Here is a 19,985-nt window from a genome sequence, read left to right as displayed (position 1 = left end):
CTAAACTTTCCTTTTGGAATTATTTATCCCAAAAGCATACGCTGCTTTGAAAACACAGCACAAAGATAAATTGTTAAATTTTGCAAGGCTTTGCTGCGAATCTCCGACCGAAATCTCAATCAGATTTAAATCGCAGCATTCACGGTTTACCAGCGGAATTTATCCCAGTTTTCAGGATTGGCCCAGAACTTGGAGTTAAACCAATCTGGTACGTGTTTATAGGTTAAAATATTAAATTGCCATAATGCAAAATCGCTGTCATGAGTAGTTTTATCAATTAGTTGAGTGAAACCCAGTGAACGCAATAGCTTTTCATCTTCACGCTTACTCACCACTACAATCCGCTTCGCCATCAGGTCACGCAACTTCACCAAAAGCTGCGCTTTTTGTGTTTCGGTAATATTTTGCATTTCTTCGGTATCAAATAATACAAAACCTAAATCATAACGCTGCGTAAATGGCAGACTTAAAAAGTCAGTTACGTTAAAATAATGCCATTGAATTGAAGCATTTTGGTCAATCTGCTGACCTATACAAAGTGCAGTATGAATGGGCTGTTCTTGAGATAAATCGTCTAGCATAGAAGTGATGACATTTTGTTCAGCCATAACTGCAACCCTTGATTGAGAAAGATGAGAGTTTATTAATGGAACTACAAGGCATTTGTCATAAAATGCATGCAGCGCTCAAAACGCATAGTGTAACTGATCAATCAACAAGCAAGGCAAATGTTGAATATAAATTTATATTAGATCGTACAGAAACTGACCTACCTTTTGTTTTAGGGCAGGAAATCGAGATCGAATGGACTGGTAATATTTTTTGTACCTCTTGCGGCTCAAAAACACCGAAGTCTTATTCACAAGGTCATTGTTTCAAATGCTTTAAAACAAAAGCAGAATGCGACCTGTGTATTATGAAGCCTGAAACCTGCCATTATCATTTAGGCACTTGCCGTGAAGACCAGTTCGCTCATGATGTCTGCTTCCAGCCGCATATTGTTTATTTAGCCAATTCAAGTGCCTTGAAAATCGGGATTACGCGTATCGTGAATATGCCAACCCGTTGGCTGGATCAAGGCGCAACTCAGGCTTTACCAATCATGAAAGTGGGCTCACGTCGTTTGTCAGGCCATCTGGAAACTTTAATTGGGACACAAATCGCAGATAAAACTGATTGGCGTAAACTTCTTAAAGGTGAAGCTGAGCCATTAGATCTGATTGAAAAACGTGATCAGATTCTGGAAGAATTTGCGCCTAAGATTCAAAGTATTCGTGAAGAATTTAATCAAAACCTTGAGTTTAACGAGAATCTGGAATTTCTAGAGGACGAAAAACCAAGAGAGTTTATCTATCCTGTTGAACATTATCCTGAAAAGATTAAATCACTGAATCTGGATAAAACACCTAAAATTCGTGGTATGTTGCAAGGCATCAAAGGCCAGTATTTGTTAATGGATATTGGTGTGATCAATATCCGCAAGTATACGGGTTATGAACTGATCCTTCGCGCCTAATCCGCAGTATAAAAAAGGTGGCTTTCAATGCCACCTTTTTTATTTATCCCGTTTTTAAACAGTTCAAAATTGCCTGTACTGGATCCTCGGTATTGCCTGAGATCAGTTGTTTATGCATGCTTAGATGTTGCATCATTTGAATATGCGCCGTTTCTTGATCCATTAAACGCTCAATTTCAGTGGCTAAATGCTGTGGTGTTGCATCAGCCTGTATCAGTTCTTCAATGACTTTTTTACCTGCAATAATATTAGGTAAAGAATAATACGGAATCTTGACCAAGAATTTGGCAATGATGTAGGTCAGCCAATTCAACTTATAGAACGTTACCATTGGACGATGCAATAACATTGCCTCGAGTGTCGCGGTACCAGAAGCCAAAGCCACAATATCACTGGCATTCATGACCATACGGCCAATCTTCGATTCTGCATCGCTATTTTCCAGCACATGAATTTTCGACTTTAAACCAGCATCCAAGTGTTGAATGCCCTGTTCAATCTGATGTTTACGTGCATCATTGATCGCAGGAATTAAAAACTCGACTTCAGGATGCTTGCGATGCAGGATGTCAGCAGCACCTGTCAACAACGGCAGTAAACGTTCGATTTCACCACGGCGACTGCCGGGTAATAAAGCGATGTGAGTTTTGTGTGCGGATAGACCCAGTTGATGCTTGGCTTCGGCAATTGGATTTTTTAATGGTAACTGCTTTGCCAAAGGATGCCCGACGAATGCCGCAGCAACGTCATAATTTTCATAGAACGTTTTTTCAAATGGAAATAAACAAAGGACCAGATCGATACTGCGTTTAATGCCATGCACACGGCCTTGACGCCATGCCCATACCGATGGACTGACATATTGCACGGTTTTTATTGGTAAATTCTTTTCTTTAATGGTTTTGGACAAACGCAAATTAAAATCTGGCGCATCAATACCAATAAATATATCCACTGGATGCTCGGTCCAGCGCTCGACTAGACCATCACGGACAGCAAATAACTTTTTCAGGTCTTTTAAAACTTCCACGATTCCCATGACGGATAAAATTTCCATTGGATAGTAGCTATGGAAACCTTCCGCAATCATTTGTGGTCCACCAATCCCTTCAAATTCGACATCGATGCCTTGTTCACGAAAACTGCGCATGAGTTTCACCCCTAGCGTATCTCCAGAAACTTCTCCCACCACGATGCCAATTCTTAGTTTTTGCTTTGACAAGACCCACGCCCCACAGAAAGATTTAAATGATTCTAACAAAATGATTTTACACTGAATCAAACATGATCTGGCAATTTGTTCACGATTGGTGAACATCATTTCTCATCTAAGATGTCATTGTTTTACAGAAAACCTATCTAGATTTACGATGAAATGGCAATTGATTGAGATTGCAGGAATAGCTAATATGAACAAGAATCATTCCCATATGTGATTTATTTCTCCCTTCCTCCGTATCAAGACCCGTTATGGCTAAATCAACCTCGCTTACCTTTGTCTATCGACTGAGTATTTTCTATCGCTTTGCGTTGACCTTTGTACTGGGCTACCTCTGTATGATGTATTTAAGCCTTAGCCTGACCTCATTATTTGTCCGTGTACTTGATAAAGCAGAGGCGATTTATCTGGCGGCTTTTATCGCGATTCTCTTTTATCTCATTTTCATCATTATTAGTTTCTGCTCACATTCATTATTGAAACTCACGTTGATCAGTCTGGGCTTAACAGGCGTATTGTTTGGCTTATCTGTAGGTTTAAATTAAAAATGCAAAATAAAGGTGTTCGCCAATCAATGGCATGGTTACATGCATGGACAGGTCTGATTTTTGGCTGGCTTTTGTTTGCTATTTTCTTAATGGGCACAAGTTCATATTATCGACATCAGATTAATTTGTGGATGCAACCGCAACTGGCTCAGGTTCAAGTGAATCAGAATACAGCCATCACAACTGCTGTCGATTATCTACAAAAGCATGCTGGCGATGCCAAGTCATGGTATCTTAAAGTGGCAAATCACGAAGAACCCGTCAATAAAATGTATTGGCAACAAGCCAGTGGCGGTTATGAAAGCCGTAGTCTGGATGCCAATACAGGTCAGGAATTAAAACTGTCAGCAACTCAAGGTGGAGAGTTCTTTTATAATTTCCATTTTCAGTTGTATGGATTCCCGATCATGATCGGGCGTTTGATTGCCTGTCTTGCCGCTTTCATTATGTTGGTGGCCTTAGTCTCAGGCATCATTACCCATAAAAAGATTTTTACCGATTTCTTTACACTGAGAACCTTTAAATCGCAGCGTTCCTGGCTGGATTTTCATAATGTTACTTCAGTACTCGCACTTCCCTTTTTCCTGACCATTACCTTTACAGGCTTGGCGATTTTCTTCTATCTCTATTTGCCATGGGGAATGCAAAAACTTTATCCCGAGAATCCTTATCAGTTTTTTACTGAAATTAGAACGACTGAAAAGATTGCCATAAATAAAACCGAGCCTCATAAAGCTGAGATGCTACCGATCAGCACCCTGCTGGAAAAAGTAAAGCAACAATGGGGCGAACAAGCACTGGCATCAATTGAAGTTAAAAATCCTAATACAGATCAGGCGATTATTACCTTTAAGCAATTAGAAGATCGATCAATCACGTTAAATCAGGCACAAATCACCTTTGATGGCACAGGCAAAATTCTCGGCAATACCCGTAATGAAAGTGCAGTTGCCGCCCTGAATGCAGGTGTCTATGGCTTACATATGGCAACTTTCGCCCAACCTTTACTGCGCTTCGCATTCTTTTGTTCAGGTATTTTGGGTTGTTTAATGATTGCTTCAGGCCTATTGCTGTGGAGCTTAAAACGTCAGATCCAAAACAAATCTGATCAATTTCATTTCGGTTACTATCTGGTTGATCGTTTGAATGTCGCTGCATTTATTGGTCTGCCCACTGCAATGCTCAGCTATTTATTTGCCAATCGATTTGTACATGTGACCGAAACCACACCCAATTATGAAATCTATACATTTTTCAGCGTCTGGGGATTAAGTTTTATCATCGCCTTAGTGACGAAAAAGCAATATTTATGGAAATCACAGATACTTATTTTTGGATTAGTGGCTTTGATTCTCCCTCTTTATAACTTGCTCTATCTCATCAATCATCAGTTCATCACAGATCTGCAAAGTTATTGGCTATTCTTACGAATTGATTTATTCCTAATTGCCTGTGCCTTGTTCGCTGTATTTATTTTCAAGAATATCCAGCCGATTCAGGAAAAATCCGCTCAGAAGATCAAAACAAAATTAGCCAAAAATGAGGTGAAAGCATGATTCTTTTAAGCCTCGTGTTAATACTTGTTGGAATGCTCCTGCTCTATAAATGTAGTTCTAAGCAGATGAGTAAAACAAAACAACAGTTTGTCATTCGCTATCAAATACAGCTCAAAGTTCTGGCTTATCTGTGCTTTTTGCTTGCAGGTAGCCTGCTTTGTTTAGAATATGGCAGTTCGATTGGATTCGTAAGCTGGTGGATTTTTGCAACGCCCGTGACTTTCTTATTGGTGCTCTGGGTTAATGAGCTTAAACCTGTTAAAAAATAAAATGAATCCGTCAGGCAACTTTTTAGCTCCACTTGTAAAAAGTTGCCTAAAAAACCACAACTCATTGATATATTTTATTTATAGAAATCATTATTCCTTTGCTGACAACGTCCAAACAGATTCCAGCCTGCTTTATCTGAATAAAGCTTTTGGTATTTTTATGCTGTCATTGCACCCTTATCTCTTAATCCCAAAATAAATTCTAAGAGAACCTATCTTTTTCTTTAGCGTTTTTTTGCATAAGTAAATCACTATTCATCACAACGAGTTATCTAAAAAAAGCATAAGATATGCTGATTTTTGCATATTTAGGCATATTGTCGATGTTTGGTCCTATTGAATTTATTATGGCTGGGGTATTGGTTGGCTTCTGTGTTGGTATCACAGGCGTCGGCGGTGGTTCTTTAATGACCCCAATCCTGATCAGTCTATTTAAAATCGAACCTCATATCGCGATTGGTACAGACTTGTTATATGCCTCAATCTCTAAATTTTGCGGCTCTATTGTCCACGCCAAAAAACTCAATATTGTCTGGCCGATCGTACTCTGGCTAGCATTAGGCAGTATTCCAGCATCATTTGCGACGTCTTGGGCCTTAGAACATTACCTAAGTCAATCCACGCATTATAAAGCTGTGCTGACTATGGTTTTAGGTTTTATGTTGACCTTGACAGGTATTTCAATTGTCTTTCGTGCACAGATTGAAAAATTCTTCGACCGTTTCCGTAACCGTGAACAAGCGAATATGGAAAGCGAACAACATGCTTTGCAACACAAACGTCATTACATTGTCATTATGGGAATCGTATTAGGTATCTTTGTTACCCTTTCATCAGTGGGTGCTGGTGCCTTTGGTATCATGGCTTTAGTTCTAATGTTCCCTAACTTGCCTATGATCCGTATTATTGGTTCAGATGTGGTTCATGCCGTTTTACTTACAGCAGTTGCAGGCCTTAGCCATATGTCTTCAGGTAACGTCGACTTTAGTCTGTTGATGTGGTTATTGGTCGGTTCTATCCCTGCCATCATTGTCGGGACTTTAATTAGTTCACGTATGCCAGAAAGACTGATTCGTAAAATTTTAGGGATTACCTTATTTGCTTTGGGCGTGAACTTTATTGTGAACCCTGTGAAAGCCAAACCGAAGCCAGTTGAGACTCATCAGGCTGTCGTTGTACAGCAGACAAGTCATTCAACAACAATTGTTTAAGCCAACAAATGCCACTGCTTTCTGCATAAATTATCGTTATTGCTAGTTAACCAGTCGGCATTTCATGCTATATTCGCAGACAAAATAACCTCTTTTTTCGATTGAATTTGTGACAGCAATGAATACTCTACAGTCAAATCCAGTTTCTCAGCCCGATATCGATGATGTAAACATTAAAAGCATTCAAACGCTGATTACACCAGCAGAATTGAAAGCTGATCTTCCATTATCTGAGGCTGCGTCTCAAACTGTGTTACAAGGACGTGCTACTGTACGTAATATTTTAGATGGCAATGACAAACGTTTGTTTGTCGTGATTGGCCCGTGCTCAATCCACGATCCTAAAGCTGCACATGAATATGCTGATCGCCTGAAAGTCTTGAGCGAAAAAGTAAAAGATACTTTATATCTGGTGATGCGTGTTTATTTTGAAAAACCGCGTACCACTGTGGGCTGGAAAGGTTTAATCAATGATCCAGACATGAATGACTCATTCAATATTGAAAAAGGCTTGCACATTGGTCGTGGCTTATTGATTGATTTGAATGAAAAAGGATTACCTTGTGCGACTGAAGCACTTGATCCAAACTCACCGCAATATTATCAAGATTTAATTTCATGGTCTGCGATTGGCGCACGTACCACTGAAAGTCAGACTCACCGTGAAATGTCTTCTGGTCTTTCATCACCTGTTGGCTTCAAAAATGGTACTGATGGCGGCTTAACCGTTGCAACTAATGCGATGCAATCGGTTAAACATGGTCACAGCTTTTTGGGCCTGAATGAAAATGGTCAGGTTGCGATTATCAATACCAAAGGTAACCCGTATGCACACGTGGTATTACGTGGTGGTAATGGCAAGCCAAACTATGATGCAACATCTGTTGCAGAAGCAGAAGCTGCTCTAGCAAAAGCGAAAGTGAGCAACAAGATCATGATTGATACCAGTCATGCCAACTCAAACAAAGATCCGTACTTACAGCCTTTGGTTTTGAAAAATATCACAGAACAAATTCTGGATGGTAACAAATCAATCGTTGGAATCATGGTTGAGAGTCACTTAAAAGGTGGTCGTCAAGATATTCCAGAAAATCTGTGTGATCTTGAATACGGCAAGTCAGTGACTGATGGCTGTATTGACTGGGAAACAACTGAAAAAGCATTGCTAGAAATGCATGAAGCGTTAAAAGACGTATTACCAAATCGTTAATCTTTAAATAGATGTAAAACAGGCTCTTATGGGCCTGTTTTTTGTTTTGAATTACACTGATATCTTTTGAATAAGCCTCTTTTTTTCATTATACTGCTGCCACATTTCCCCTACGACGTATCGCTGATATGAAGTCCAGTTTTCGTCAACATTTGCTTAAGTGGCGTGCCTCTCTTGGCGCGGTGACTTTGCTGTGTTTACTCTGGCATATCTTCTTACCAACGATGGTCCATACAGGTATCGTACCTGCACTTTATGCAATGCCAAGTCATTGTCAGGTGACAGTGATTCAAAATGCATCATTGATGACTCAGACTCACACAGGCCACCAGTCACATGCAATGCATGACATGCACCATACCCAGCAACTGCAAAGCTCTAAACATGCACATCTTAGTGATCATGCACAGGAGGTTTTTGCGCTTGCCAGCCAGATCATGAAACATTGCCCTTTGTGTACACATGGCCTTGATGCTGCTGTTCTCATCCCATTGATTGCATTTATTTTTATATTTCTGCTGGCCTGGTTTGGTCGTGTACGAAGTCTGTGCTATACGTGGACAGAAGATCTGCATATACCCCGCATCTTTTATATTTTCCCAACTAAACAAGCCCCGCCACTCACTTTATAAATCGCAAATTTTACTTCGCGCCCAGTTACAACTACGGCGCGTCCTTATGTATTGCTTTTTATAGAGTTCAAAATGAATACTCAATTCCGTTTGTCTGTATTAGCGGCTGCTTGCCTTTCTGTCAGCTATAACTCCGTTGCTTTTGCTGAAACTGTGCCATCTGATACGACCAAAACCTTAGCCACCATCGTTGTGACCGCCAGTCGTGAAGGCGAATCAATTAATAATACCCCTGCTGCGATCAGTAAAATTAACAGCAAAGATATTGAAGATAAACATGCAACATTCATCGGCCAACTGGTCAATCAAACCCCAGGTGTTTTGATGAATGATCTGGGCAATGAACAGCATATGATGTCGATTCGTCAGCCAATTACCACAGCAGCAGTTTATCAGTATCTTGAAGATGGTATTTCAATTCGACCTGTGGGCGTGTTTAACCACAATGCCTTGTATGAAGTGAACCTTGCTGGAATTGACAGTATCGAGATCTTGCGTGGTCCAGCCAGCAGCTTGTACGGAAGCAATGCCATTGGCGGAACTATCAACTTCCTGACCAAAGCACCGAGTGCAACACCAACAGCAAATATAGGAATCAGTGCAAGTTCAGAAGCTTATCGCCGTCTGGATATTGATGCTTCTAATACCTTCCCAACTGAGTATGGTGAACAGGGTTTGCGATTATCTGCCTATGCCAGTGATCGTGGTGACAGCTGGCAAGACCATGCCGAAAGTAACAAGCAAAGTGTTACCTTACGACATGACTGGCGTATTTCTGATGCGACACAAATCAAGAATATTGTGAGCTACAATCACCTAAAAGCAGACATGACAGGCAATTTAAGTCTGGAGGATTATCGTAAACGTCCTGGTTATAGCTATCAAACCTTTACTGATCGTGAGGTTGAGGCTACTCGTATTTCTTCACAGCTGAATCACCAATGGAATGATCAGCAACAAAGCCAGTTCACCGTGTATTATCGTGACAATACCACGGAACAAAATCCAAGCTATAGCATCCGTACCGATGTTAAAAATGGTAAACCGACTGGCACATATAGTGGACAGACCACATATAACGCATTTCAGTCTTATGGCTTGAATATGCAGCATTCAGCAACATTGGATCAGGTCAAACTGATCGTCGGAGCAATGGCAGATTACTCACCGAATCAGGCCAAAACCAATGATATCGAGGTTTTCCGTGATCCAGACAGCCTGATTTATACGGGTTATAAACAACGCCAGTTGCTACGCGATTTTAATGTTGACGTCAATAATCAGGCCCTCTATGCACAAGCAAACTGGCAGGTTATTCCGACCTTAAATCTGGTCGGTGGTGCTCGTTATGACTGGATCAGTTATGACTACAGCAATAAATTAACCCCATCAAAAGTAACAGGTGCGCCTGATGAAAAACGTAATTTCCATAAAGCCAGCCCACAACTCGGTTTTGTCTGGAATATCACGCCTGCCATGGACATTTACAGTAACTGGTCACAGGGCTTTGTTCCGCCAGAAGTAAGCAGCCTGTACGGCGCAAATCTGGTCACGCCAAATCTGAGAGAAGCGACATTTGATAATATTGATGCTGGTTTACGCTTCAAACTGCTGGATGACCGTGTCGATGGGGAGATTACCTTATACCGTTTACAAGGCAAAGATGAAGTCATCAATTACACCAAGCCAGATAATACCCGCGAACCACGCAATGCTGGTAAAACCCTGCATCAAGGGATAGAAATTGGCGGCACATGGAAGATCAATGCACTTTATGATCAGCGTTTAAAAGTTTCAGGTAGCTTTGCAAAACACGAATATAAAGCGTTTCAACCCTCAAGTTCACTCGATTACAGCGGCAATACCATGCCAAGCGCACCCAAAAGCTTTGGCACAATTGAATATCAGATCAAACTGGTTCCTGAATTATTACTTGCTGTAGAAGGTGTCTATGTCGGATCTTACTGGATCAATGATGCCAATACAGAAAAATATGATGGACACACCTTACTGAACTTACGTGCTAACTACCGTCAAAATGCTTATGAAGTGTTTGGTCAAGTCATCAATGCCACCGATGTGCATTATGCAGAAAGTACATCTTTTAGCAATAATCAGGCAAGCTACACACCTGCCGCACCGCGGACCTATTTATTAGGTTTGCGCTATCATTTTGGAAAATAAAAACGACTGAATAAAAGATATGGCTTCAACTGAGGCCATATCTTGAGGTTTAAATATAAAATGAGGCAATAACAAAGCTCAGCATCAAACCCGTCTCACTCAGCTCAATTGCAGCACCCACCGTATCACCCGTAATCCCGCCAATACGCTTGATAAAAAGCCCACGTAAATAAAAAATAATGATCAAAAAACTGAACAAGGCGACTAACCCTGTCCATTTAAACATACAAAGCAATGCTATTGTAATGACAAAAACCATCCATATTGCTAGTCGTGGTATATTCTCAAGCATTGAACTTGCCAGTCCCTGCACACGAACATAGCGTGTCGTGAGAAATAAAAATAGTGGCACACTACGTCCAAGCATGGGCAATACAATAAGAAATGCTTCAAACTTTTGTTCAAGCAACACATAGAGTGCGACAAATTTAAGCAGACATACCGCAATCAGGCTTAATACCCCGATCGGGCCGCATGCTGGATCCTTCATAATTTTCAGGGTTCGTTCTGGATCACCAAAGCCACCCACCCATGCATCTGCGGTATCCGCGAGTCCATCAAGATGTAGGCCACCAGTCAACCAGATCCATAGCACCAGAATGAGCCCTGCACTGAACACAATAGGAAGTTTTGCTAATATAAGCGCGAACGCAAATAACATCAGTCCAATCAATAAGCCAACGACAGGATAAAACAGCAAGGTCTGACTATTTTGCTTTGCACTTGGCATATTTTTTAGTTCGATCGGCAAAACCGTCAAAAATTGCAAGGCAATCCAGAAAGGTGTCATGCGAAACAGCTCAATTCAAAAGGTTTATCATGAAATGATTATGAAGAAATAAAATTGGGAATAGCAAGCTATTCCCAAATGAAAATATAAAATAAGTCAGCTTATTGAATTTGATAACATTGTTTTAGCTTCAAATAGTCATAATAGAAGCTGTTAGTGCTATAACGCGCATAGTTACAATCTGGTTTAAACAAGGTCTCTTTTTCGTTATAGAACATCTTCACCAAAGTTGTTCCTTGTGTATTCTGATAGATATCCCACTGTAAATTTGCAGCCATTGGCGACACAAACTCACCACGCCATTTACTATGGGTATAATTATAAGTTTGACGTAAAGGTAGCGGCTGCATCATGTCATGCAATTCCAGACTGGTTGCCAAAGGAATGATGATTTCGGCATGTGCAAAACGTAATACTGCACGATGCGTTTGCTGCTTATCAACTATCGCATCGACCTGTTTAAATAGATCCTGTTTTAAGCCTTGGGCAATTGCACTAGTGACATTCTTCGATTCAGTAAAGCTTGGCCCTTTGCTATAAAAATCATTGGCATCGTTAAATTCAGCATAAAATTTTGCAGCTTCTAGTGGCATATATTTATCAAAATCAATATTTTTTAGCTCTGTTTGCATGCCCCCAGCAATTGAATATAACTCATACACATACGCAGCCGCATCCACAGCACTGGCAATGGTATTCTTGCCTTTACCTTTTTCGGTAATGCTTTCGCCATTTGGCGCTGTCACCGTATAGGAACCCGTATTGCTAAAGCGATATCCTGCTGAACCTAATTTTTGAATAAATTCTGATTTGAAAATAGGAGTAAGCACATTCATGGCTATCTGTTCAGCTTTGCTATTTTGGGCAAGTTCACTTAGTTTATTTGCCAAATCAGCATCATTTTCCTCAAACTGTTGATAAGCCTGACTTGCATCATAGATTGCCTGTTGCTGTGTAGATAAGGGTTGAGTTAAATCACTGTCCTTATTCAAGCTGTGAAAATACAGTTTAAAACGATCTACGCCTCCATCTTTAACTGATGGTACACTGCTGCTGGCCAGACTGGTATATGACACTGGCGTAATCTGGTTTTTAAGCTGTGGTTGCTGCTGAATCAGTTCAGCCGTAAAGAATTTCGCACTATCCACAGCACGATCAACACCTGAACTTTGCACTAAAATTGAAGCAGGCTGTGTCGAAGCGGTTTTAAACAGATCTGGTAAGCGCTGTAATAGACGATCTGCAATACCTCGATGCTCCTGTATACCTTGCATGCTTTCATTGCCATATCCAAACTGACGAATCCCTTCCACGCCATAGCCCAACAGGATATTGGCCTTCATCATACTTTCCAGATCAGCCCCCAATTGCTCCCCCAACGGCGTTAAGGCGTTTTCTGCTTTGGCCTGTTTCCACAAGTTATAAAGTGCCAAATCATATTTGATACTCGACAAACCTCTAGAACCATGACGTGCAACCAGCTCCGTAAAAACGGGCTGAAAACCTTGTGGAACAGCTTCGTATTTTTTCAGATCTTGCTGCGGTTGATACGGTGTTTTGGTTTGATAATATTTTGATTGTGGAGTGGTTTCAGGTGATGGCTGACTTTGTTGATGATCATCGTTATTACAGGCTGCCAATAAAATGCTTACGCATAACATACTGCTTTTAAATAATATATTCATGAAAGATTTGATTATAGGTCAAGAAATTGACCTGTATCATAGGCAGTGGCAATGACAGTTCGATTACAGCTTTCTACTCAGTTATACAATAATCGACAAGGTCATTTTCCCATTCATTTATTTTCTACAAAATGAATCTCATTGTCGCGATGGATCAATTCCAGTGAGTATAGCTTTCCAAGCTCGGCTGGCATTTTTAATAAATCATCTAGCGCCTGTTGACGTGCTAAGCAGGTCAATAATTTAATTACCCCGCCATGTGTTACAACCAAGGCCCTATGCCAATGATTCTGCTGCATTTCGGTATAAATACGATTCACCCCATACATGACTCGCTGTTGGAACTGGGCAAAGCTTTCCCCATTCGGTGCATGATATTGCGTGGGAAATTGCCAGAAATTTGCCAATAACTCAGGTTCTGTTTCATAAATGGTTTGGGTTGAAATGCCTTCCCAATCACCAAAGAATATTTCCTTCATTTCGGAATGAAGCAAAAGTGGTCGTTCTAACTGCTGGGCCAATGCAACCGCAAACTTTTGGCAACGCTGTAAAGGTGAACTGATAATTACATCCCAATGCATCTGCGCATTCAAAGCTTGCTGAATGGTCGATTGCATCTGCAACCAACCCTGTTCTGTCAGCTCATCATCCAGATGACCACGCAATGTATGACTGAATGTCGTTTCACCATGGCGTAGTAAATCAAGGTGCAACTTTGTCACCTGTCACGGCTGCTTCAGCAAAAGTCGCCATTTGATTATGTAAAACACAAGCAAGCTGGATCATGGATAATGCAGCACCTGCACCACTGCCTTCCCCCAGACGCAAGTTCATTTTCAAAATAGGCTGCGCATTCAGTTCTTGTAAAACACGTTGATGCCCGTACTCAGCTGACTGGTGTCCGAATAACATCCATGTCCGACTCTGTGGCTGAATACGGACTGCGCATAAAGCAGCAACTGAACTAATAAAACCATCCACCACGATTGGTAAGCCAATTTGTGCGCAACGAATATAGGCGCCTGTCATCGCGGCAATTTCCAGACCACCGACCGCTGCCAGAATATTTAAGGCATCATTTTTAGCCTCTGTTTGATGAAGCTTTACGGCTTGATCAATCACATTGATCTTATGTTGTAGTTGCTGATTAGTAATGCCCGTTCCCACACCTGTCAGTTGTGCAGCATCTTCATTTAACAATAAACAGGCCAAGGCTGAAGCAGAACAGGTATTGCCAATCCCCATCTCACCTGCAATAAAAATATCAGCAGCTTGTGTTTTGGCGCGCTCCACGCTGGCCTTCCCCAACTGTAAAGCCGCTAAGCATTCCTGCTCTGTCATTGCAGCCTGTTGAGCAAAGTTGGCGGTGCCTGCACGAATACAATGACGCTCCACACCTGCATATTCATAAGCATCACCGACCGTACCGCAATCAATGACTTGTAAATGTGCTTGATGATGCTTGGCAATGACGCTAATCGCTGCACCACCAGTCGCAAAGTTTTGTAGCATTTGGCGGGTCACGGCTTGCGGGTAAGCCGAGATATTTTCAGCAACCACGCCGTGATCACCCGCAAAAATCGTGATCCAGGGTTGCTGAATCTGAGGATGAACTGTTCCTTGCAAAGCAGCCAGATCAATTGCGATTCGTTCCAGATCGCCTAAAGCTCCTGTAGGCTTGGTCAGTTGAAGCTGACGTTGTTCAGCTTGCTGTTTTGCACCCAGATCAGGTTGTTGAATCGCCGCTAAAAACCATTGCTCATGTTCAGTCATATTATTTCTCATCTTTTAAAATCATTGGGAAGCCTGCGACACAAAACGTGACCTTATGGGCGAGTTGACCCAGTGCCTGATGCAAACGCCCCGCTTCATCCACAAAACGGCGGCTGATTTCTCCCATTGGAACCACACCAAGCCCAGTTTCGTTACTGACCAGAATGACCTGAGCTTGCAGTTGAGCTAAGAATGCCAAGAGTTTTTCTGTTTGTTGTTGCAGTAATGTCGTATCTTCAGCCAATAATAAATTGGTCAGCCATAAAGTCAGGCAATCCACTAGAATCAGTTGATTGGGTTGGTCACATTGCAACAGTCGATCAGCTAGATAAATCGGTTCTTCGCACACTTGCCAATGTTCAGGACGTTGTTGCCGATGATGCTCGATACGCTGCTGCATTTCGTCATCCAGCGCCTGCGCTGTGGCAATATATACAACCGACAAGCCAGAATCCTTGGCGATTTGTTCTGCCAAACGACTTTTCCCAGAACGTGCGCCGCCTAAAATCAGTTGCAACATATCTAACCCAATTCAATTTGCTGATAAGGATACAGTAATCCTTGTAAAATCTGTGCCTTATAATAGCCGAAAGTGAGTTGCTTCACTTTAACTTTCCACTTTTTAACGGGCAATTGCTGAATCCGCTCTAGCACCCGATCACTCTGCCATGCTTCGCGATACAGGCCTAAAGTAATATGCGGACAATACTCAAGCGCAGCAATTTCATCTGACACTGAAGCCAGTTGCCGACGAATTTTTTCCAGAATTTGATCCGTATCTTTCACTTGCAAAAATAAGGCACTGCTAAAGCTATCCAGTTGGGCAATCTCTAACTCAAACGAAGATAGCTCCAGATTTTGCAATTGCTTCATCTGTTGTTGTAATTGTTGAATCTGAAAATCATCATTGTATTGCTTCTCTGCGGATGTCAGAAACCCACATACAAATAAGGTAATGTGATATTGACGTTGATTGGCAGGAATCAGTAAATCCGAAAAATCTGCCCGAATCTGGTCTAAGTATTCAATTAGTTCAGGCTGATCAATTTCAAGATACCATAACCCATAGTCTGAACGGCCACGATGCCACTCAGAATAGTCCCGAACGACGGTCGAACACAGTTGGGTTGATGGTTTCAATAACACAAAATATAGATTCAATAAAATATGGAATATGCCATTAAAACATAAGCATAGACTGGATTAAAATAATTGTTTATCTCTCAGCCTTGTCAATCTTGCGAATATAAAATTAGGAAATATCAAATGATATGAGCACATAGCATTATTAAATTGTGGCTTAGTCAACACTAAAACCGTCTAGACACAAGCTGATGCGATTCAGACCTCTGATCATAACTATGCCGCGAACTCAACTTATCCAGCGCATCATCTAAGCCTAAAATCTATATCAGAGATAACACAACTTTATCGATTTAAAGCTGTGTTATTCAATGCTGATAAGATCTACACCACTTCAGATGGGGCTTTAAATCCATCAAAATGGTAAGTCAAGGTTTCTCCCTGCATTTCCGACTGGATCCCCTGATAAAGCATATCTAATAAAGCTTTCTTTTGAGTTGAAGTGAGATCCATCATTTCCACATTCTTACGGATATGTTGAACAATCTCCAACTCCTCAATTTCAAGCTGTCTTAATGCATAAACATAGCCATAAATCGCGCCGTGCAAAATCTTTTGATAAGGCAATTGCTGCTGAATATGATTTTCCAGACTGCCAAATACGCGCTCATTGAAGCCTAGTTTTCTCAGCGGATCGCGAGCCACCCGTTCACACGTATCTTTATAAGCAGAGCGGCAAGAATGTAGAAAACTCTCCGCCATTCGGTCTAGCTCTTTGGCCTGATTCGGTACAATATTCGCCAAACCTAGTTTTACTTCCTCAACCACCTGCTCCACATACTTCTTGATCTTGGCATCCGCTAACGCAATCCCGATCATGTCGTGGTCATGCATACTGGCGTACCAAGCCGTCATGGCATGGCAGCCATTCCATAAACGGTTTTTAATGATCTGAATATCAGAAATCTGCTCAACCAGAATCATTTGGCGCATTTTATTGAGGATCGGGCTACGATTTTCCACATAAATCGGCATATCTGTTTCGCTATGGAATAGGATCAAATCCATATTCTGCAAAAACTGACCCGCCTGAAATTGACCACGCATATCCGCCAAACAGTTGGTGATTTGCTGTTCTTGTTTCTCGGTCAACGCGGTCTCATCTGACAGCTCAATCGCTTCATCATTCAGATCGGATTGATATTGTTTAAATAAACGGTGCTTGATATTCAGCTGGCGATATAAGGCTTGGTCGGTCAGCTTTGCCACCATTCGGTTAACGACGGTATCGCAAAAATAGTGTTCACTTAGAATATGCTCTGCAATATCCTCATCGGTGATCTCAAGCAACGCTTCACGGATATTTTTCAGTACTAGATATTTTGCACAGACTTTATTCAGGATAATCAAGAAGGTAATCGGCTCATGCTGCTCCGTATCTTGCGACATGAAACGCGCCAATAGTCCTCTTGCAATTGTTTTTGCTTCCGATGCAATGGCCTGTTCAGGCAAACACAGCGCAATCAGACTTGAATGCATATACATCTCGAGCATCTGCTGTTCATTGTCCGCATCGATTACAGTCAGATTCTCAATCCGCTCATCATATGAGGATTGTCCATAACGGATACTGTAGCTGCCAAAACTATTGACTGATTCGAGGTACAGGCGATTTCTGGTTGAAGCGAGAATGCGCTTGGGTCTGGTAAAACCATCCCAATGTGACAACACCTGTGCGATATAACCACCACCGATGGCACCAAAACCATGAATCCCGACGGTCAGCTGATTGATACTTTGCGGAAATGGTTCTTGTAACTGCGGCATTCCCATTTCAGGAATATATTGATCCAGTGCATTTAGGCACTCATACATATCCTGATAATAGAAATTTGCTTTGGCAAGCATACTGTCATTGGGTTCTTTTATATCTTTAAATAAAATGGTGATCCCGCCAGCATCACAGGCTGAGCAGATCCCGTTTTCAGAATCTTCAAACATCAAACATTGTTGAGGCTGCAAATTTAGTTTTTGTGCCGCTTTAATAAAAATTTCAGGATGTGGTTTACCTTTTTCGACTTCGTCACCACAGACCAGAAGATCAAAAAATTTATAGACATTGGCATTGATCAAGTATTCTTCGGCAATTGCCCGACGACTTGATGTCGCGACAGCCATTCTTAAACCAGACTTGCGTAAACGTTCCAGTACCTGAATCAGGCCCTTTTTGATCGGAACACCATTATGACGAACTGATTCCAGTTCAAGTTCATCAGCACGTTTTCGGATTGCTTGATAAGGAACATCTTCACCATAAAAAGTTTGGGCAAGCTGTTCAGCAGTTTTTGCACTGAGTCCAAGACACTGCATTAAATATTCATCTGAAAATTCCTGTCCAATGAGTTCTTGGGACGCCTGTTTTAATGTTTGAAAGCGTAACCGCTCAGTATCAAACATTGTGCCATCCATATCAAAAAGCGCTCCCTGAACAGGATAATCATGAAAAATCAGCATCTTTACTCCTTTGTTTTGTTATTGCGCTTATTAGATTAACTAAAAAATCATGACAAAATTTAGACTGTAAATAAATGAAATAAATTTGATTAAAAAATAACCTCAAGTTGTTTTTTTCAGCTTATAGTTGACTAAATTTGTAAAGATTACTTGCATCCCTAACAAAACAATGATTGTTTTTTAGTCAACAACTTTGATGATATAGAATAAACCAGACTTATAATTAAATGGGAAATAGATAAATAAAGTGGAAAAAAAGAATATTTTTAACTATTTATGAATATGAAATCGAGTACCCATTTCGGTAATAGAATGAAGTAGCAAATAAAAAGCCGCAGAACGCGGCCTTGAAATTCAAAGATCTACTCTATATTTGGCCTGCACCAGCAACATGAAAATCACACATAGAGATGGAATGGCTGCAATCACAAATAAATGGGTAATGATCAAAGATTTAGCCAGATATCCACCGAATAATGGGCCGATCACTGAACCCAAACGGGCAATCCCAATACTCCAGCCCACGCCCGTTGTACGCAATGAAACTGGATAATAACTTGCAGATAGTGCATTAATGGCAGGTTGCCCACCAACAATCGCAAAGCCCGCAATAAAGATAACCACAAACAGTAAGGCAATATGACTGACCGAATATCCAATCAAGGCAACACTAACAGCAGCCACTATAAACACTGGAACTAAAACCTTATAAAAACCAATCTTGTCAATTTTTAACCCCATCACGATACTGCCAATCGTACCGCCCAACTGTAGAGTGGAACCAATCATCAGCGCCTGATTCAAAGAAAGGCCGGACTCTTTCGATAAGGTCGGTAACCAGTTGGCGAGAAAATACAGACTGATCATATTTAAGATACTGATCACCCAGATCGAGTAGGTAAAAAAAGCCCGCTTATTTTTAAATAACTCCAATGGTGACTTTTTGATTTTAGGGCCGATATTGCCAATGATTTGAGTTGCTGTGTTGAGTTCCAATGCTGGATAAAATTTCTTCAGCCAGAATAGAATCGTTTTCCCATTCTTTTTGTTTTCGCCTAAGAAATACAATGATTCTGGTAGCTTAAACAGCATAATAAAGAAAATGATCAGAGGAATAACGCCACCAAAATAAAAAATTGCCTGCCATCCACCTATGGGCGTAAGTAATGCAGAAATTCCTCCCCCCAGCATGGCACCGACTGTATAACCACAAGAAATCACCATCATGGTCAAAATACGGTATTTGTTGGGTACAATTTCAGAGCTATAGGCCATGGCATTCGGCATGATACCGCCTAAGAAAATGCCCGTGATAAAACGTATAACAGCCAGCTGTTCAATATTAGCGACATGCGGTGTCCACAACATCAGTACAGAAAATATTAACGTTGAGATCAATAAGATTGGACGTCGACCAAACCGATCAGACAGTGAACTTAAAACAAATGAACCAACAAACAATCCAAATAAACTGGCGCTAAACACCACGCCTAACATGGTTTTTTCGACACCCCACGCTTCTATAATCATCGGCGCGGCATAAGCCATTGCCTGAATATCATAGCCATCCATGATCATCAGCAATAAGCAGGTAAATAGAATAAATTTTTGATAACGCCCAACGCGCTGCTGGTCGATTAAATCATTTAATGCAACTTCTTTCATGGTGATTCCTTCTCCATGTTGCTTTACATGTAATTTTGCAATCCATAATTACTTTATTCGTAATTGATTTATGATATTCGTAAATTCAGCAAATAACAATATGTTGTTTTGTTAATCAAAAACCCTTTTT

18 protein-coding genes are annotated in these 19,985 nt (G+C 41.0%); 8 read left to right on the top strand and 10 right to left on the bottom strand.

Annotated features, from left to right (window positions below; translation table 11 throughout):
* Positions 1–146: 146 nt before the first annotated feature.
* Complete coding sequence (locus tag PJ15_RS01905) at positions 147–608, bottom strand: DUF6231 family protein (protein ID WP_004772084.1); 462 nt, start codon at positions 606–608, stop codon at positions 147–149.
* Positions 609–646: 38 nt separating this feature from the next.
* Here PJ15_RS01905 and PJ15_RS01900 point away from each other — a divergent pair, with 38 nt between their 5' ends.
* Positions 647–1,516 carry a DUF2797 domain-containing protein gene (locus PJ15_RS01900; RefSeq protein WP_047427303.1) on the top strand — a complete coding sequence of 290 codons (870 nt, stop codon included), beginning with the start codon at positions 647–649 and terminating at the stop codon, positions 1,514–1,516.
* Positions 1,517–1,559: 43 nt separating this feature from the next.
* Here the strand turns inward: PJ15_RS01900 and lpxB are convergent, their stop codons facing one another.
* Complete coding sequence (gene lpxB, locus PJ15_RS01895) at positions 1,560–2,834, bottom strand: lipid-A-disaccharide synthase (protein WP_413772462.1); 1,275 nt, start codon at positions 2,832–2,834, stop codon at positions 1,560–1,562.
* Positions 2,835–2,986: 152 nt separating this feature from the next.
* Here lpxB and PJ15_RS01890 point away from each other — a divergent pair, with 152 nt between their 5' ends.
* The 7 genes from PJ15_RS01890 (at position 2,987) to PJ15_RS01860 (ending at position 10,345) form a co-directional block, all read left to right on the top strand.
* A complete protein-coding gene (locus PJ15_RS01890) occupies positions 2,987–3,280 on the top strand; it encodes a hypothetical protein (RefSeq protein ID WP_047427297.1) in 294 nt (97 codons plus the stop codon).
* A gap of 2 nt (positions 3,281–3,282) precedes the next feature.
* Positions 3,283–4,839, top strand: coding sequence for a PepSY-associated TM helix domain-containing protein (locus PJ15_RS01885; RefSeq protein ID WP_047427294.1), 1,557 nt, complete (start codon positions 3,283–3,285; stop codon positions 4,837–4,839).
* Positions 4,836–5,108 carry a hypothetical protein gene (locus tag PJ15_RS01880; protein ID WP_047427292.1) on the top strand — a complete coding sequence of 91 codons (273 nt, stop codon included), beginning with the start codon at positions 4,836–4,838 and terminating at the stop codon, positions 5,106–5,108. Before PJ15_RS01885 ends, PJ15_RS01880 begins: the two co-directional genes overlap by 4 nt.
* A gap of 323 nt (positions 5,109–5,431) precedes the next feature.
* Positions 5,432–6,319 (top strand): sulfite exporter TauE/SafE family protein, encoded by an 888-nt coding sequence (locus PJ15_RS01875; RefSeq protein ID WP_004772078.1) that lies wholly within the window; start codon positions 5,432–5,434, stop codon positions 6,317–6,319.
* Between the two features lie 118 nt (positions 6,320–6,437).
* A complete protein-coding gene (locus PJ15_RS01870; RefSeq protein ID WP_004772077.1) occupies positions 6,438–7,529 on the top strand; it encodes a 3-deoxy-7-phosphoheptulonate synthase in 1,092 nt (363 codons plus the stop codon).
* 128 nt (positions 7,530–7,657) lie between these two features.
* On the top strand, positions 7,658–8,161 hold the full coding sequence (locus PJ15_RS01865; RefSeq protein WP_047427290.1) for a hypothetical protein: 504 nt from the start codon (positions 7,658–7,660) through the stop codon (positions 8,159–8,161).
* A 72-nt stretch (positions 8,162–8,233) separates the two neighbouring features.
* Positions 8,234–10,345 carry a TonB-dependent receptor gene (locus PJ15_RS01860; protein ID WP_047427287.1) on the top strand — a complete coding sequence of 704 codons (2,112 nt, stop codon included), beginning with the start codon at positions 8,234–8,236 and terminating at the stop codon, positions 10,343–10,345.
* A gap of 49 nt (positions 10,346–10,394) precedes the next feature.
* On the opposite strand, the gene PJ15_RS01855 is transcribed toward PJ15_RS01860, so the two are convergent.
* The 8 genes from PJ15_RS01855 to PJ15_RS01820 all read right to left on the bottom strand — a co-directional run bounded on the left by PJ15_RS01855 (position 10,395) and on the right by PJ15_RS01820 (position 19,855).
* Positions 10,395–11,135, bottom strand: a complete 741-nt coding sequence (locus tag PJ15_RS01855; RefSeq protein ID WP_047427284.1) for an adenosylcobinamide-GDP ribazoletransferase — start codon at positions 11,133–11,135, stop codon at positions 10,395–10,397.
* A 101-nt stretch (positions 11,136–11,236) separates the two neighbouring features.
* Positions 11,237–12,820: a histidine phosphatase family protein gene (locus PJ15_RS01850; protein ID WP_047427281.1), complete on the bottom strand. Its 1,584-nt coding sequence runs from the start codon at positions 12,818–12,820 to the stop codon at positions 11,237–11,239.
* A gap of 113 nt (positions 12,821–12,933) precedes the next feature.
* Entirely contained in the window at positions 12,934–13,533 is a 600-nt protein-coding gene (locus tag PJ15_RS01845; RefSeq protein ID WP_047427278.1) for a histidine phosphatase family protein, read from the bottom strand.
* A complete protein-coding gene (gene cobT / locus PJ15_RS01840) occupies positions 13,523–14,593 on the bottom strand; it encodes a nicotinate-nucleotide--dimethylbenzimidazole phosphoribosyltransferase (RefSeq protein ID WP_047427274.1) in 1,071 nt (356 codons plus the stop codon). Before cobT ends, PJ15_RS01845 begins: the two co-directional genes overlap by 11 nt.
* Position 14,594: 1 nt before the next feature.
* Positions 14,595–15,113, bottom strand: coding sequence for a bifunctional adenosylcobinamide kinase/adenosylcobinamide-phosphate guanylyltransferase (cobU, locus tag PJ15_RS01835; RefSeq protein ID WP_047427271.1), 519 nt, complete (start codon positions 15,111–15,113; stop codon positions 14,595–14,597).
* Positions 15,114–15,115: 2 nt separating this feature from the next.
* The gene (locus PJ15_RS01830; RefSeq protein ID WP_047427268.1) at positions 15,116–15,739 is read right to left on the bottom strand and encodes a 2'-5' RNA ligase family protein; all 624 of its coding nucleotides are present in this window, start codon (positions 15,737–15,739) and stop codon (positions 15,116–15,118) included.
* A gap of 321 nt (positions 15,740–16,060) precedes the next feature.
* A complete protein-coding gene (mtlD, locus tag PJ15_RS01825; RefSeq protein ID WP_047427266.1) occupies positions 16,061–18,190 on the bottom strand; it encodes a bifunctional mannitol-1-phosphate dehydrogenase/phosphatase in 2,130 nt (709 codons plus the stop codon).
* 354 nt (positions 18,191–18,544) lie between these two features.
* Positions 18,545–19,855: an MFS transporter gene (locus PJ15_RS01820; protein ID WP_047427263.1), complete on the bottom strand. Its 1,311-nt coding sequence runs from the start codon at positions 19,853–19,855 to the stop codon at positions 18,545–18,547.
* Between the last annotated feature and the right edge of the window lie 130 nt (positions 19,856–19,985).

It is taken from the genome of Acinetobacter sp. neg1 (assembly GCF_000788125.1).
GTDB lineage: Bacteria > Pseudomonadota > Gammaproteobacteria > Pseudomonadales > Moraxellaceae > Acinetobacter > Acinetobacter vivianii.
Note: the sequence above shows the minus strand (reverse complement) of the source record. Positions and strands in the feature narration are given on the sequence as shown.